The sequence below is a fragment of the Stenotrophomonas sp. KH_029 genome, from assembly GCF_057839765.1.
In genome coordinates, this window is record NZ_CM174498.1 from 338,536 (window position 1) to 354,007 (window position 15,472).

The window sequence follows — 15,472 nt, forward strand, 5'->3', positions numbered from 1 at the left end:
ATGATTTCCCTATGACCACCCGCGTTCTTACCGGCATCACCCCCTCCGGCACCCCCCACCTGGGCAACTACGTGGGCGCCATCCGTCCGGCCATCGCGGCCAGCCAGGCATCGGGCATCGAAAGCTTCTTCTTCCTGGCCGACCTGCACAGCCTGATCAAGGCGCAGCAGCCGGAGCGGACCCAGCGTTCGACCCTGGAGATCGCCGCCAGCTGGCTGGCCTGCGGCCTGGACCCGGACAAGGTGTGGTTCTACCGGCAGAGCGACATCCCCGAAACCACCGAGCTGATGTGGTTCCTGACCGCCATCGCCAGCAAGGGCATCCTCAACCGTGCCCATGCCTACAAGGCGGCGGTGGACAAGAACCGCGAAGAGCAGCTCGACGACGATGCCGGGGTCAGCGCGGGCCTGTTCATGTACCCGGTGCTGATGGCGGCCGACATCCTGATCTTCAAGGCCAACCGCGTGCCGGTCGGCCGCGACCAGATCCAGCACATCGAGATGGCGCGCGATTTCGCCCAGCGCTTCAACCACGTCTACGGCAAGGAGTACTTCCCGTTGCCGGAGGTGGTGATCGACGAGCAGGTGGCCACCCTGGCCGGCCTGGACGGCCGCAAGATGAGCAAGAGCTACCACAACACCATTCCGCTGTTCGCCCCGCGTGCGGAGCTGAAGAAGCTGGTGTTCTCCATCCTCACCGATTCGCGTGCACCGGGCGAGCCCAAGGCCACCGAGGGCTCGGCGCTGTTCCAGATGTACCAGGCCTTCGCCAGCGCCGAGCAGACGGCCGCATTTGCCGAAGCGTTCGCTGCGGGCATCAGCTGGGGCGACGCCAAGCAGCAGCTGTTCGAGCGCATCGATGCCGAGCTGACCCCGCTGCGCGAACGTTACGACGCGCTGATGGCCGAGCCGCACAAGATCGAGGCGCTGCTGCGCCGGCGTGGCCAGCAGCTGCGCGAGCAGTACGCGCTGCCGCTGCTGGCCGAACTGCGCCACGCGGTGGGCCTGCGCGACCTGTCCAGCGCCGGCAGCCTGGCCGGCGACGATGACAGCGTGGCGCGCGCGGCACCGCCGTTGTTCAAGCAGTATCGCGAGAAGGACGGGCGCTTCTATTTCAAGCTGCTGGCCGGCGATGGCAGCCTGCTGATCCAGAGCGGCGGCTTCGATTCGCCGCGCGATGCCGGCCAGCTGATCGGGGTGCTCAAGCAGACCGAACACGGCGATGGCCTGCAGAGCGACCTGTTCAAGCTGGAAGCCGAAGTGGACGTGGTGCTGGCCGCGTTGCAGGCGCTGCGCGCGTAGTGCCGGCCGCTGGCCGGCTCCCCATGGAACGCGGCAGTGCGAGGAGCCGGCCAGCGGCCGGCACTACCCGGCGCGGCCGCTCATGCTCCATGGCATGATGCGGGCATCCTGAAGGGGAGACTGCGATGGCCTGGTTGTCGTTGTTGTTGTTCCTGCCCTGGTTTGCCCTGCTGGGCACCCTGTTCTGGCTGTTCCCGCGGCAACCGCGGCACGCGGCGCGGCGCCTGTTCGATGCCGTCACGCTGCTGTCGGCGTTCGTGCTGAGCATCGCCGCGATGCTGTGGGGCCACCACATCGGTGTGGTGCAGGACGACGCCGGGCCGATCTGGCGCCAGGTGCTGGCCGTGCTGTACGCCTACGGCGCCTTCCTGGCGGTGATGGTGGCCGCGATCGCGCTGCGCACTGCGTGGCTGGCGCGGGGTGCGACCAAAGCCGCATCGAAGCCGGTGCGCGGATCGTCCTAAGATGGGGCGAACTCGCCAGGGAAGCACCGATGTCCGTCGACTCCAGCATCCACACCATCGACACGGCGTTCCAGCGCGATGATTTCGATGCCGCCTACCTGATCGTCGAGCACGGCCGTGCGGCGTTCATCGACTGCGGCACCGGGTTGTCGGTGCCGGCGATGCTGGCTGCGCTGGCGCGCGCCGGCTGCACGCCCGAGGCGGTGGACTGGCTGATCCTCACCCATGTGCACCTGGACCATGCCGGCGGCGCCGGCCTGCTGATGCAGCAGCTGCCCAATGCCCGCCTGCTGGTGCACCGGCGTGGCGCGCCACACATGATCGACCCGGCGCGGTTGATCGCCGGTGCCACCGAGGTCTACGGCGAGGCGGAAATCGCGCGCAGCTATGGGCCGATCCTGCCGGTGGCCGCCGCGCGCGTGGTGGTCGCCGACGACGGCCACCAGCTCGATCTGGCCGGGCGCCCGCTGCTGTGCCTGGATACGCCCGGGCATGCCAGGCACCACCTGTGCGTGTGGGATGCGCGCAGCCGCAGCTGGTTCACCGGCGACACCTTCGGGCTGTCCTACCGCGAGCTGGACAGCGACCGCGGCGCCTTCATCGTGCCGACCTCCTCGCCGGTGCAGTTCGAGCCCGAACCGCTGAAACAGTCGATCGCGCGGATGCTGGCCTACCAGCCGCAGGCGATGTACCTGACCCACTACGGGCGGGTGGAACAGGTGTCGGCGCTGGCCGCGCAGCTGGTCGAGCAGATCGATGCGATGGTCGAGATCGCCCGGCAATGCGACGGCCGCCCGGACCGTCACCGCTGCCTGGTCGCGGCGTTGACCGCGCTGTACCTGGAGCGCGCGCAGGCGCATGGCTGCAGGCTGGACGATGCACAGGTGACCGCGGTGCTGGCCATGGACATCGAACTCAACGCGCAGGGCCTGGCTTGCTGGCTGGATCGTGACCGGCGCTGAACGCAGCATCCGGTCATGCAAGTGTCACGTTACACTTTGGCATTCCGTTTTCCGCCTGGTGTCTGCCGTGAATCCGATGCGCATGCTGCTGCTGTCGTCCTGCCTGTTCGTGGGCGGCCTGGCCCACGCGGCCAATGACCTGCCCGGCGGTGGCATCGACCCGCAGGCGCTGTCGCGGCACGTACGCATCCTGGCCTCCGATGAATTCGAAGGCCGCGCCCCGGCCAGCCCCGGCGAAGAGCGCACCGTCCAGTACCTGATCGAAGAATTCAGCAAGTACGGCCTGCAGCCCGGTGGCGTGGATGGCAGCTGGGTGCAGCCGGTGCCGATGGTGCGCGCCCAGGTCGATGGCCCGGTGCGTGCGCAGCTGCGCCAGAAGGGCAAGTCGCGCGCGCTGGTCAATGGCGAGGATGTCACCCTGCAGAGCCTGCGCCCGCAGCAGGCGGTGGACATCCAGGACGCACCGCTGGTGTTCATCGGCTACGGCATCGATGCGCCCGAGCGGCAGTGGAACGACTACAAGGACGTCGACCTGCACGGCAAGATCGCCGTGGTACTGATCAACGATGCCGATTTCCAGGCCGACCAGCCCGGCGCCTTCGACGGCAAGGCGGTGACCTATTACGGCCGCTGGACCTACAAGTTCGAGGAAGCCGCACGGCGCGGCGCGCAGGGCGTGCTGATCGTGCATGAGACCGCCCCGGCCGCCTATGGCTGGGCCACGGTGAAGAGTTCGGGCACCTCGCCGCTGTTCGACATCGAGCGCAGCCCCGAACAGGCGCTGGCCCAGCACGTGCCGGTGCGCGGCTGGATGCAGCGCAGCCTGGCCGAGCAGTTGTTCGCCGCTGCCGGGCTGGATTTCGACGCCGAAAAGCGCCGTGCGATGACCGCCGCGTTCAAGCCGGTCGCGCTGGGCGATGCCACCTTGTCGGTGGCGTTCAAGCTCAAGCGCGAGCAGGTGGTCACCCGCAACGTGGTGGCCAAGCTGCCCGGCGGTGCGCATGCCGATGAAGCGGTGATCTTCTCGGCGCACTGGGATGCCTTCGGCATCGGCCAGCCCGATGCCAAGGGCGACCGCATCCGCCGTGGCGCGATCGACAACGCCACCGGCGTGGCCACCGTGCTGGAACTGGGCCGGGTATTCGCCGCCGGCCCGCAGCCGCAGCGCAGCCTGTATTTCGTTGCGCTTACCGCCGAGGAAAAGGGCCTGCTCGGTGCCAGCTACTACGCCGCGCACCCGCTGGCGCCACTGGACAAGACCGCGGCGGTGATCAATATCGAGATGTTCAGCCCCGATGGGCCGACCCGCGACATCGCCTCGTGGGGCAAGGGCCGGGTGTCGCTGGAAGGCGATCTTGAACGCGTGGCCAAGGCCCGCGGCCGCCGCTACTCGCCGGACCCGAACCTGGAAGCCGGCTTCTTCTACCGCGCCGACCACTTCGCCTTCGCCCGCCTGGGCGTGCCGGCGATCACCATCGGGCCGGGGCTGGACATGCGCGAGGGCGGCGTGGAAAAGGGCCGCGAACTGCGCGATGCCTATTTCGCCGCCTGCTACCACCAGGCCTGCGACGCCTGGACGCCTGGCTGGGATGCCAGCGGCCATGCCGCCGACACCCTGCTGGTCTACGACCTGGGCGCCGAACTGGCCAACAGCCGCCGCTGGCCGCACTGGGAAGAAGGCTCGGAGTTCCGCGCAGAGCGTGACAAGACCGAATCCGCGCGCCGCTGAGCCGGCTCAGCGCCGCCGCGGTCCGCGCCGTGGCAGTGGATTGGGGGGTGGACCGGGACGGGCACTGCGCAGCAGCGCCCAGGCCGCCACCAGCAGGGCCATGGCAATCGCTGCCTCCATGCACTGCTGCACCCCGAAGCGGACCGGCGACAGCTCCTGCCAGAGCCAGCGTGGCGGCCCGCGCACGCCCAGTTCGGTCACCCCGCGATACAGCGCCAGCCCGATCCTGAGCAGGGACCATAGCGCCAGCCCCAGCAGCGCCACGCCGGCGTAACGGTGCGCGTGCCCGCGGCGTGCATGGCGCCATTGCCGGAACAGGGCGAACGTGGCCAGCAGTGCGCTGCCGAATATCACCAGGCGCAGCAGTTGGGTGACCGGCTTCACCCACGGGCGCAGGGCCTGGTCACGGCGTGCCAGCTGCTGGCACGCCAGGGTATGGGCCGGGGTCGGTGCGAACGGCAGTTCCGCGACGGTACCGCGGTAGCGGTCGGGGATCGGTTGCCCGGCGCGGCATTCGCGGGCCAGCCCGGATCCGGGCAGGGCGAGGCCCAGCCAGACCACCACCATCAGGATCCATCCCCGCACCTGCTGCTTCCTTTGGTTGCCGCCCAACGCCCGGGGCATGCGCGCGACCGGGCGGGGCAAGGATACCCGAGCCTTGCCCCGGCAGCGCCGGGCGGGCCGCGTCGGCGGCCCGCCCGGGGAGCGCTTACGGGTGCGTGCGGGTGCCGTCCAGCCAGTTCGGTCCCTTGTTCTTCAGGAAGAACACGTACACCACCAGCGACACGGCGATCACCGCAGTGACGTAGATGGCGAACTGGGCGACATGGCCGGTCTTCAATGCGGCCTGGTACAGCAGTGGCGCGGTGCCGCCGAACAGCGAGTTGGCCACCGCATAGCCGAAGCCCACGCCCAGCGCACGCACGTGGGTGGGGAACAGTTCGGCCTTCACCACCGCGTTGATCGAGGTATAGCCGGTGAGGATGACAAACCCGATCGCCAGCACCACGAAGGCCATCAGCGGGTCGTGCTGGTTGGGCAGCTCGGTGACCAGGTACCAGCTGTACAGCACGCCGCCCACGCCGAAGAACACCAGCAGGCTCTTGCGCCCGACGATGTCCGACAGCCAGCCGCCGATCGGCTGCAGCAGCATCAGGAAGGTCAGCACGCCCAGGTTGATCAGCGTCCCGGTCATCACATCGTCGCCGGCGAAGGCGCTCTGGATCATCTTCGGCCCGTTCACCGAGTAGGTGTAGAACGCCACGGTGCCGCCGGCGGTGATCAGGAAGCACAACAGGAGCGGGCGCCACTGGTGCACGAACAATTCGTACATCGAGCCCGACGCCTTGGCGCGCCCTTCCTTGGCCGCCTCGATGGAGTCCTCACCCAGCGATTCGTCCATGCTGCGGCGCAGCCAGAACACCACGATCGCGGCGATGCCGCCGATGCCGAAGGCGATGCGCCAGCCCCACTCGGAAATCTGCGGCTTGTCCCAGAAGGTCAGCATGCCCAGCAGGGTCAGCTGCGCCAGCACATGGCCGCCGACCAGGGTGACGTAGTGGAACGAGGACAGGAAACCGCGGCGGCCGGGAATGGCCGCCTCGGACATGTAGGTGGCGCTGGTGCCGTACTCGCCGCCGGTGGCAAAGCCCTGCAGCAGCCGCGCGAACAACAGGATCACCGCCGCCCAGATGCCGATCTGCCCGGCGTTGGGGGTGATGGCGATCAGGAACGAACAGCCGGCCATCACCGACACCGACACCGTCAGCGCCAACCGGCGCCCGTAGCGGTCGGCGAAGCGGCCGAAGTACCACGCCCCGATCGGGCGCATCAGGAAGGTGGCCGCGAAGATCGCCCACACGTACATGGTGGAATTCTTGTCGGCGGCCGAGAAGAACTGCGACTCGAAATAGACCGCGAACACCGAGTAGACGTAGACGTCATACCACTCGACCAGGTTGCCGGCCGAACCTTTGAGCGTGTTGGAGATCGAACGCCGCAGCGCGGCTCGCTCCGGTGGCGTGGCGGCGGAAGCAGGGGGGATGCTCATGCGGGAAACGGTCCTCTACGGAAAATCGGTACGGTCGGAAAGACACCGGAGGCGGGGCAGCCTGGCCCTGAGGGTAACCATTTCGGTTTACAGGAAATGTGAGCGGATACAGCATGCCGTTTTCCGGGGTGATAACCGACAGCGTCGTGCCCTAAAATCCAGGTTCCCCCGGATGGCGCTGCCCCCATGTCCTCACCTGAACCCACCGCGGCCGCTCCCCGTAGCGGCCTGGTCGCATTGGCCTTGTTGCTGGTGTACGTGGTCTGGGGGTCCACCTATCTGGGGATCCGGCTGGCGCTGGAGGGCGGGGCGCTGCCGTTGACCACGGTGTCCGGTGCGCGTTTCATCATCGCCGGCTCGCTGATGTATGCGGTGCTGCGCTGGCGCGGGATGCCGGCGCCGACCCGGCGCCAGTGGCGCAACCTGGCGATCATGGGCCTGACCATGCTGGTGCTGGGCAACGGCATGGTGGTGCTGGCCGAACGCACGGTGTCCTCGGGCCTGGCCGCCACGGCAGTGGCGTCGGTGCCGCTGTGGATGGCGCTGTTCGGTGCGATGCGTGGGCAGCACGCCAGCCGCGGCGAATGGCTGGGCATCGCGATCGGTTTCGTCGGGGTGGTCTGGCTCAATGCCGGCAGCAGCCTGACCGCTTCGCCGCAGGGCTTGATCCTGTTGCTGGTGGCGCCGGTCGGCTGGGCGTTCGGCTCGGTCTGGACGCGCGGGCTGGACCTGCCGGCGCCGTTCATGACCGCCGCCGGGCAGATGCTGTGCGGCGGGGTGATGCTGGTGGCGCTGGGGCTGGCCAGCGGCGAGCGCCCCACCCAATGGCCGAGCCTGGATGGCCTGCTGGCGGTGGCCTACCTGTGCGTGTTCGGCTCGATCGTGGCCTTCACCGCCTACGTGTGGCTGCTGCACAACGTGCGCCCGGCGCTGGCCGGCAGCTATGCCTACGTCAACCCGGTGATCGCGGTGGTGCTGGGCGCGATCATCGGCCACGAGCGGTTCGGTGCGCATGACCTGCTGGCGATGGGGGTGATCCTGGCCGGCGTGGTGGTGCTGACCCTGGCCAGGACGCGCGCGAAATGAACCTGCCCGTGCAACCCAGCCCGCAGGAACAACGCCGCGGGTTTGCGATCACCGCCTTCACCTTCACCCTGTGGGGCCTGGTGCCGATGTACTGGCACCTGCTGCATGCGGTGCCATCGCTGCAGATCATCGCCCACCGCATCATCTGGAGCACCCTGCTGGTGGTGGGCTGGCTGCTGCTGAGCAGCGGCACGCGCTGGTGGAAGGCCATCCTGGCCCAGCCGCGCGCGCTGCCAACCCTGGCCGTCAGCAGCCTGGCGATCGGCTTCAACTGGGGCCTGTACATCTGGGCGATCAACGCCGGCCACGTGATCGAAACCAGCCTGGGCTACTTCATCAACCCACTGGTCAGCGTGGTGCTGGGCGTGGTGGTGCTCAAGGAGCGCCTGCGCGGCCTGCAGTGGCTGGCAGTGGGCTGCGCGGCGCTGGGCGTGGCATGGCTGACCGTGGACGCCGGCACGCCGCCGTGGATCGCGCTGGGGCTGGCCTGTTCGTTCGGTCTGTATGGGCTGCTGCGCAAGATGATCGCGGTCGACCCGGTGGCCGGGCTGGGCGTGGAAAGCCTGTGCCTGTTCCTGCCGGCGCTGGGCTTTGCGCTGTGGAGCGAGAACGGCCACGGCGGTGGCTTCTTCGGGGGCTGGGGCTGGCGCAATGACGCGCTGCTGATCCTGGGCGGCGCGGTGACCGCGCTGCCGCTGATCGGGTTCGCCTACGGGGTCAAGCGGATCCCGCTGTCGCTGGTGGGCATCCTGCAGTACATCGCGCCCAGCCTGGTGCTGCTGCTGGGCGTGTTCTTCTTCCATGAAGCGTTCGATACCGCCAGGGCGGTGGGCTTTGCGGCGATCTGGGCCGGCTTGTTGCTGTTTGTCGGCGACAGCCTGTGGCGGTCGCGCCGCACCCGGTAACGCCGCGCCGCGAACCGGCCGGGGCGCCGTACCGACCAACCCATCGGCGTGCGCCGATGTCCTGCCGCACATGAGCGCGTAGTGCCGGGCCATGCCCGGCGGCCGTGAACGACAGCCGGGCAGGGCCCGGCTCTACTACGTCTCGCGCAGCGCGCTGGTGATCGGCAGCCGCGCCGCGCGCAGTGCCGGGAACAAGCCGCCGACCAGGCCGATCCCCAGCGCCCATTTCAACCCGCTCCACAGCAGCGCCGGGGAGACCTTGAACTGGAACACCACCTGGCTGAAGTTGCTGCCGATGGTGGACACGCTGTAGCCGTTGAAGATCGCCCACGCCACCAGGCAGCCCAGCGCGCCGCCGATCAGGGCCAGCAGCATGGTCTCCAGCATGATCGCGGTGACCACCGGCAGCCCGCGAAAACCGATCGCGCGCATCGTGGCGATTTCGCGCGCCCGGGTGGCCACCGCCGCGTACATGGTGTTGAGCGCGCCGAACACCGCACCGATCGCCATGATCGCGCCGATCACCGTGCCCAGCACGCTGATCAGCTTGGTCAAGCCGCCGCCCTGCTTGGCGTAGTACGCCTGGGTGGTTTCCACGTCCAGCTTCAGCCGCGGATCGCTGCCGACCGCCGCCTTGAATTGCTCGAATCCGGGCTTGCCCAGGGTACGCACGCTGATCGACTGCCAGGCGCTGCGCTGGTAGGTAGTGGCCAGGGTCTGCGCGTCGGTCCACAGTTCCGAGTCGTGCGCGTCGCCGGACGCAAAGGCGCCCACCACCGTCCAGGTCTGGTTGCCCAGGGTGAGCGTGCTGCCCACCTCCAGCCCGCGGAACTGCGACTGCGCGCCCTGGCCGACCACGACCTCGCGCAGGCCCGGGGTGAACCGGCGGCCCTGGGTGATCTTCATCTTGTCGTGCACCGCCCAGGCCATTTCACCGACACCGCGGAACTGTGCGTTGACGTCGGTACCGTCGCCCTTGGAGGTCAGGTTGACCACCTGTGACAACTCCGGGGAAATCAGCGCACGGCCGCGTTCGTCCTTGGCCACGCCGGGCAGGGTGGACAGCAGCGGTACCTGGTCGCGGGTGATCACCGAATTGGTCTCGGCCTGCGAGCCGCCGCGCAGCACGATCGCGGTGCTTTCATCACCGGTGCTGTTGAGCGTGGCCTGGAAACCTTCGCTCATCGCCAGCATCGCCACCAGCACTCCGACCACGCCTGCAATGCCGACCACCACCACCGATGAAGCCCCCCAGCGTTGCGGCAGGCTGGCAATGCCGATACGCGTGGTGGCCAGCGCCAGCCGCCCGCTGCGGGTCAGCAGCAGCCACAGCAGCACCGCCACCGCCACGGCGACCACGACGGGCCAGGGCAGGGCGATCCACACGCCCAGGCCGACCAGCAGCACCAGGATCGACAACCCGTTTGCCACCCATTTGTTGTTCATGTCGGTCTCCTTCTCAGCGGCCAGCCAATGCGTCGACGATCTTCAACCGCTTGGCGCGCAGCGCCGGCAGCAGCCCCACCACGATGCCGATCAGCACGATCAGGCCCACCCCCATCACCCAGGTCTGCACCGGGACGTGCGGTGGCAGCAGCCCCATGGTGCGCGGCGCCAGCACCGGCAGGATGGCCGCGGCCAGGCCCATGCCGATCGCCCCGCCCAGCCCGATCAGCAGCACCGCCTCGACCATCACCAGCACCAGCACGGTGCGGTCCTGGAAGCCCAGCGTCTTCAGCGTGGCCAGCTCGGGTACGCGTTCGCGTACCGCCTGGGCCATGGTGTTGCCGGTGAGCAGCAGCAGGGTGAAGAACACCGCGCCCATGATCGAGGTGACGATCAGGCCGATATCGGCGAACTGCTTGACGAAGGCCTGCTGGAACGCCGATTCGGTCTGGGTCTTGGTTTCATGGTCGGAGTTGGCCGAGATCGCATCGATCGCCTGGGCCACGCGCGAGGCGTGCGCGGGGTTGTCCAGGGTCACCGTGTACCAGCTGACCTGGTTCTTGATGTAGTCATTGGATTCGTCGAAGTACTTCCAGTTCATCATCAGCTGGCGTTCTTCGTTGGCCGCCAGGGTGCGGTCCTTGGAGCGGTAGATGCCCACCAGCTGCAGCGGCCAGTCGTTGCTGCCGCCACGCGGGAAGATGGTGGCCTGCAGGGGAATGGTGTCGCCGATCTTCCAGCCGAACTCCTTTGCCAGCGCCTCGCCGACCACCGCGCCGGTGCGGGTGGCCTGGAAGGCTTCGGCCTGTGCCGCCGGCAGCTGCAGTTCGCGGTAGATGTCGAAGTAATTGGGCGCCACCGAGAAGTTGGCGAAGAAATTCTTCGGGTCCTGGTAGATGCCACCGAACCACATGCCGTAGGTGACATCGCGCACCCCGGCCACCTGGCGCACCTGCGGTTCCAGTCGGATTGGCAGCGACTGGGTGATCGACAGCCGCGAGGCCACGATCAGGCGGTTGGCCCCTTCCACGCTGCCACCGGAACTGAACGCCACGCGCACCGAATCGAGCATGCCAAACAACAGGAAGGCGGCCACCACCGACAACAGGGTCAGCAGCGTCCGCGTCTTGCTGCGGAACAACTGCGCCCAGACCAGCGAGAAATACTTCATCGCGGCATCCTCCTCAGTGGGCCGCTGGCGCGCTGGCCAGTTCGCCCTTGTCCAGGTGCACGGTATGGGTGGCGTACTCGGCGGCCTTGGGGTCGTGGGTGACCATGATGATGGTCTTGCCGTGTTCGCGGTTGAGCTGCTGCAGCAGGCCCAGGATCTCCTCGGCGGACTGGCGGTCCAGGTCGCCGGTGGGTTCGTCGCAGATCAGGAAGGTGGGGTCGGAGACGATCGCCCGGGCGATCGCCACGCGCTGCTGCTGGCCGCCGGACAGTTCGTTGGGACGGTGGCTGCGGCGGTCGGCCAGGCCGACCAGGGTCAGCGCGATCTCGGCATTGCGCTTGCGCTGGGCTGCGCCCAGGTGGGTCAGCAGCAGCGGCAGTTCCACGTTCTTCTGCGCGGTCAGCATCGGCATCAGGTTGTAGAACTGGAACACGAAGCCGACATGGTGGCTGCGCCAGGTGGACAGCTGGCCGCCGCTCATGCGGTCGATGCGCTCGCCTTCGATCTCGATCTCGCCGCCGCTGGGCGTGTCCAGCCCGCCGATCAGGTTGAGCAGGGTGGTCTTGCCCGAGCCGGACGGGCCCATCAGGGCGACGAAATCGCCCTTCTGGATGTCCAGGTCGATGCCGTGCAGCACCTGCACCTTTTCCGGGCCACGCTGGTAGGTCTTGGTGATGTTGCGGAGCGAAACCAGGGTCGACATGGGTGGTTCTCCGAGGATCGAACGGGAATGAAAACGGAAGCACGGCATGGCGCGGCACGCGCCTGTACGGCACCGCTGGCGCGCACACCTTGCCCTGCGGCCTGTGCCGCGTCGGCACCACACGCGGTGGCAGCGCCGGCGCCGGCGCTGCCGGTTACGGCTGTTTTTCCACGACCTTGCCGCCGTCGCGCAGTTCCGGCGGCGGGTTGACCACCACCACCTCGCCGGCACGCAGGCCGCCGGTGATCTGGCGATCGTTGTTGAGGGCGATCCCGGTGCTGACCGGGCGCTGTTGCACCCGCTGGTCCTCACCGACCACGAAGGCCACGGCAGCCTGGTCGCGCTGCACCAGTGCCGTGGACGGGACGCGCACGCCGGTGGGCGCGGCGGCCCGGGCCGGTGCGGCCGCTTCCAGGAAGCTGACCCGCACGCCCATCTCCGGCACGATCCGCGGGTCTTTCACCTTCAGCGCCACGCGCACCTTGACCGTGGCCTTGCCGCGGTCGGCGGTGGGGACGATGGCGATCACCTCGGCCGGAATCTTCCACTCCGGGTAGGCGTTGAGCGTGGCTTCCACCGGCATCTTCGGCTGCACGCGGCCGATGAAGGCTTCGCCGACCTCGACCTCGATCTCCAGCGATTCCATGTCCACGATGGTGCCGATACCGGTGCGGGTGAAGCCGCCACCGGCCGACAGCGGCGACACGATCTCGCCCGGCTGCGCGGCCTTGGCGGTGACCACCCCGGAAAACGGTGCGCGCACGATGTTGTTGTCCACCCCCAGGTCGGCGATGGCCAGCGCATCGTCGGCCACGCGGGTATTGCGCTGGGCGGTGCGCAGCTGCGCGCGCAGGCTGTCGCGCTGGGCGATGGCCTGGTCGAACTGCGAGCGCGACACCAGCTGCTGGCCAACCAGCGCCTGCAGCCGGCCGGCCTCGGCATCGGCCTGGGCCACCTGCGCCTGCAGGCCGGACAGCTGGCTGCGCGCCGCTTCCAACTGCGAGGCCGACAGGCTGCGCTGGGCATTGGCATCGATCGGATCCAGCGTGGCCATCACCTGGCCTTCCTCCACCCGCATGCCTTCCTCGATCATCACCTCGCGCACCTTGCCGGTGATCTTGGCCGACACCGTGGCCATGCGCCGGGCCACCACATAGCCGCTGGCATCGAGCACCGAACTGCTGGCGGTGCCCTGCTGGATGGCGACCACCGTCGCGGTACTGACTTCGATCGGGCGCTGCCGGCCGAACATGAACCAGCCGATGCCCGCCAGCAGCACCAGGGCGACCACGGCCAGCGCGATCCACAGCCCACGGCGGGGCGCGGACGGCGGCGGTGCGCCCGCCTTGCGGTCGATGCGGAGTTCCTTGAGCAGTTCAGCGGATGCGTTCATCGTGAGTCTGGACGGGGAATCGGGCCGAGTGTGACCGCAACGGCGGTGGCGGGGCAAACCGGCAGGCGCACCGGGCCGGGCACAGCATGCCTGCCGGCCCCGTATCGCGGCAGTGACAGCTGTCATGCGCTTGCGCTGACGCCGGCCACTGGGCGGGCCGATCGCGACCGGCGACGCTACCCCTGTCCGCCACGGGAGCCCGCCCATGTTCGACCCGACGATTGCGCCACCGGCCCGGCTGCACCCGGCCCAGCGTCGGGTGGGAGCAGGTGCCGGTGCCACTGTGCGTCACCGTGCCGTCGCGGTGCCTGGCCGCCCGGCGCCTGTGGCGCATCGGCTGGAAGTGGCATGATCGCGCCTGTTCGTCCTGCCCTGGAACTGCCCGTGCCGCGTCCGCTCGCCTCCCTGCTGCGCCCCGCGCCGGACTCTGCGATGGCCGAGAACCTGCGCCGCGGCAAATCGCCCTGGGCCGATGCGATCCACCTGCTGTGGTCGCTGTGGGTGTTCCTGACCCCGCTGTTCGGCAGCGGCTACAGCCTGCGTTGGGTGCTGCTGACCGTAGTGACCTACCCGCTGTTCCTGGCCCTGTTCACCGCGGTGCTGCTGGCCCCGCGCCATCACGCCCCGCGCTACGCGCTGTCGATGGTGGCCTTGGGCCTGCTGCCGCTGGCGTGGTATCCCTCGGCGGTAAGCTACTTCATCTTCGGTTGCGTGATGCTGCGGGTCTCGCGGCGCGGTGGCTTCGGGCGTTATCTGCTGCAGCTGGCGGGCTTGAACGCGCTGTTCGTGGTCGTCGGGCTGCTGGCCCACTACCCGTGGCAGGCGCTGATCTGGATTCCCAGCATGGCGGTGATCGTCAGCCTGGCGGTCAACGTGGGTACCGCCAACCAGGAAAAGGACGCGGCATTGCAGCTGTCGCAGGACGAAGTGCGGCGGCTGGCCGCTACCGCCGAGCGCGAGCGCATCGGCCGCGACCTGCATGATCTGTTGGGGCATACGCTGTCGCTGATCACCTTGAAGCTGGAACTGTCGCGCAAGCTGGCCGAGCGCGACCCGGACGGCTCGCGGCGCGAAGTGGCCGAGGCCGAAGCCATCGCACGCCAGGCCCTGGCCGAAGTGCGTAGTGCGGTCACCGGCATCCGCGCCAGCGACCTGGCCGCCGAGCTGGCCTCGGCGCGGCTGTTGCTGGAGTACCAGCACGTGCACCTGGATTACATGCCGCCGCCGCCGATGCCGGCGGAGGCCGAACGCGCGCTGTCGCTGGTGCTGCGCGAGGCGGCCACCAACATCGCCCGGCATGCGCAGGCGCACCAGGCCTGGATACGCTTCGAACAGGAAGGGCGCAACGTGGTGATGGAAATCCGCGATGACGGCCGCGGCGGCGCGCACGTCGATGGCAATGGGCTGACCGGCATGCGCGAGCGCGTGGCCGCGCTGCGCGGCACGCTGACCTTGCAGTCGGTGAAAGGCGAGGGCACCTGCGTGACGGTGCGGGTAGCGCTGCCGGCGGCCACCACCGCCGTGGCTGCGCTGCCTGTCCAGGCGGCGGGCGCGCCCACCCTGCCGGTGGGGCACGCGTCATGATCCGGATCGTATTGGCCGAAGACCAGGCGATGGTGCGCGGCGCGTTGTCGGCGCTGCTCGGGCTGGAGCCGGACATCGAGGTGCTGGGCAGCGCCGCCGACGGCGAAAGCGCCTGGCGAATGCTGCAGCAGCTGCAGCCGGACATCCTGGTCACCGATATCGAAATGGCCGGCCTGTCCGGGCTGGAACTGGCCCAGCGGATTACCCGCCAGGGCCTGCCGATCAAGGTGGTGATCGTCACCACGTTCGCGCGCTCGGGTTTCCTGCGCCGCGCGCTGGATGCCGGGGTGTGCGGTTACCTGCTCAAGGACGCGCCGGCCGAACGCCTGGCCGACGCGCTGCGCCAGGTGCAGCACGGCGGCCGCGCGATCGACCCGCAGCTGGCGCTGGATGCGTGGTCGCAGGCCGACCCGCTCAACGACCGCGAACGCCAGGTGCTGCGCCTGTCCGGCGACGGCCGTTCGGCCAGCGAGATCGCCACCCAGCTGGGACTGTCGCACGGCACCGTGCGCAACTACCTGTCCGAATGCATCGGCAAGCTGGGCGTGGCCAACCGCATCGAGGCGTACCGGCTGGCGCGGCAGAAAGGCTGGCTGTAGGCACTGCAGGCGCCTGCAGCCACCCGGGGGGATGTCGATCGGATGGTGCAAAGCCGGCTAGCGGCCGTTACGGCCGTTA

14 protein-coding genes are annotated in these 15,472 nt (G+C 68.8%); 8 read left to right on the forward strand and 6 right to left on the reverse strand.

Translation table 11 applies throughout. The features are described from left to right. Positions 1 to 11: 11 nt before the first annotated feature. The 4 genes from AC3ITM_RS01530 to AC3ITM_RS01545 all read left to right on the forward strand — a co-directional run bounded on the left by AC3ITM_RS01530 (position 12) and on the right by AC3ITM_RS01545 (position 4,456). Complete coding sequence (locus AC3ITM_RS01530; RefSeq protein ID WP_489267878.1) at positions 12 to 1,301, forward strand: tryptophan--tRNA ligase; 1,290 nt, start codon at positions 12 to 14, stop codon at positions 1,299 to 1,301. Positions 1,302 to 1,426: 125 nt separating this feature from the next. After that, on the forward strand, positions 1,427 to 1,765 hold the full coding sequence (locus tag AC3ITM_RS01535; RefSeq protein ID WP_489267880.1) for a hypothetical protein: 339 nt from the start codon (positions 1,427 to 1,429) through the stop codon (positions 1,763 to 1,765). Between the two features lie 29 nt (positions 1,766 to 1,794). Beyond that, entirely contained in the window at positions 1,795 to 2,727 is a 933-nt protein-coding gene (locus AC3ITM_RS01540) for an MBL fold metallo-hydrolase (protein ID WP_489267882.1), read from the forward strand. Positions 2,728 to 2,803: 76 nt separating this feature from the next. Next, a complete protein-coding gene (locus AC3ITM_RS01545) occupies positions 2,804 to 4,456 on the forward strand; it encodes a M28 family metallopeptidase (RefSeq protein ID WP_489270004.1) in 1,653 nt (550 codons plus the stop codon). Between the two features lie 6 nt (positions 4,457 to 4,462). On the opposite strand, the gene AC3ITM_RS01550 is transcribed toward AC3ITM_RS01545, so the two are convergent. Both AC3ITM_RS01550 and AC3ITM_RS01555 read right to left on the reverse strand, forming a co-directional pair. Beyond that, on the reverse strand, positions 4,463 to 5,041 hold the full coding sequence (locus tag AC3ITM_RS01550; RefSeq protein ID WP_489267884.1) for a hypothetical protein: 579 nt from the start codon (positions 5,039 to 5,041) through the stop codon (positions 4,463 to 4,465). Between the two features lie 124 nt (positions 5,042 to 5,165). Continuing rightward, entirely contained in the window at positions 5,166 to 6,506 is a 1,341-nt protein-coding gene (locus tag AC3ITM_RS01555; RefSeq protein WP_489267886.1) for an MFS transporter, read from the reverse strand. A gap of 186 nt (positions 6,507 to 6,692) precedes the next feature. On the opposite strand from AC3ITM_RS01555, the gene yedA reads away from it, so the two are divergent. After that, the gene (gene yedA, locus AC3ITM_RS01560) at positions 6,693 to 7,592 is read left to right on the forward strand and encodes a drug/metabolite exporter YedA (protein WP_489267888.1); all 900 of its coding nucleotides are present in this window, start codon (positions 6,693 to 6,695) and stop codon (positions 7,590 to 7,592) included. After that, entirely contained in the window at positions 7,589 to 8,497 is a 909-nt protein-coding gene (rarD, locus tag AC3ITM_RS01565) for an EamA family transporter RarD (RefSeq protein WP_489267890.1), read from the forward strand. The genes yedA and rarD overlap by 4 nt, the downstream gene beginning before the upstream one ends. Positions 8,498 to 8,632: 135 nt before the next feature. On the opposite strand, the gene AC3ITM_RS01570 is transcribed toward rarD, so the two are convergent. The 4 genes from AC3ITM_RS01570 to AC3ITM_RS01585 all read right to left on the reverse strand — a co-directional run bounded on the left by AC3ITM_RS01570 (position 8,633) and on the right by AC3ITM_RS01585 (position 13,210). Then, positions 8,633 to 9,943, reverse strand: a complete 1,311-nt coding sequence (locus AC3ITM_RS01570; protein ID WP_489267892.1) for an ABC transporter permease — start codon at positions 9,941 to 9,943, stop codon at positions 8,633 to 8,635. Between the two features lie 13 nt (positions 9,944 to 9,956). After that, on the reverse strand, positions 9,957 to 11,114 hold the full coding sequence (locus tag AC3ITM_RS01575) for an ABC transporter permease (RefSeq protein ID WP_228884561.1): 1,158 nt from the start codon (positions 11,112 to 11,114) through the stop codon (positions 9,957 to 9,959). A gap of 13 nt (positions 11,115 to 11,127) precedes the next feature. After that, positions 11,128 to 11,817, reverse strand: a complete 690-nt coding sequence (locus AC3ITM_RS01580) for an ABC transporter ATP-binding protein (RefSeq protein WP_489267894.1) — start codon at positions 11,815 to 11,817, stop codon at positions 11,128 to 11,130. Positions 11,818 to 11,971: 154 nt separating this feature from the next. Then, complete coding sequence (locus tag AC3ITM_RS01585) at positions 11,972 to 13,210, reverse strand: efflux RND transporter periplasmic adaptor subunit (RefSeq protein WP_489267896.1); 1,239 nt, start codon at positions 13,208 to 13,210, stop codon at positions 11,972 to 11,974. A 348-nt stretch (positions 13,211 to 13,558) separates the two neighbouring features. Here AC3ITM_RS01585 and AC3ITM_RS01590 point away from each other — a divergent pair, with 348 nt between their 5' ends. Together AC3ITM_RS01590 and AC3ITM_RS01595 are read left to right on the forward strand one after the other, a co-directional pair. Further along, on the forward strand, positions 13,559 to 14,794 hold the full coding sequence (locus AC3ITM_RS01590) for a sensor histidine kinase (protein ID WP_489267898.1): 1,236 nt from the start codon (positions 13,559 to 13,561) through the stop codon (positions 14,792 to 14,794). Beyond that, entirely contained in the window at positions 14,791 to 15,393 is a 603-nt protein-coding gene (locus AC3ITM_RS01595; RefSeq protein ID WP_489267900.1) for a response regulator, read from the forward strand. Before AC3ITM_RS01590 ends, AC3ITM_RS01595 begins: the two co-directional genes overlap by 4 nt. The last annotated feature ends 79 nt before the right edge of the window (positions 15,394 to 15,472 follow it).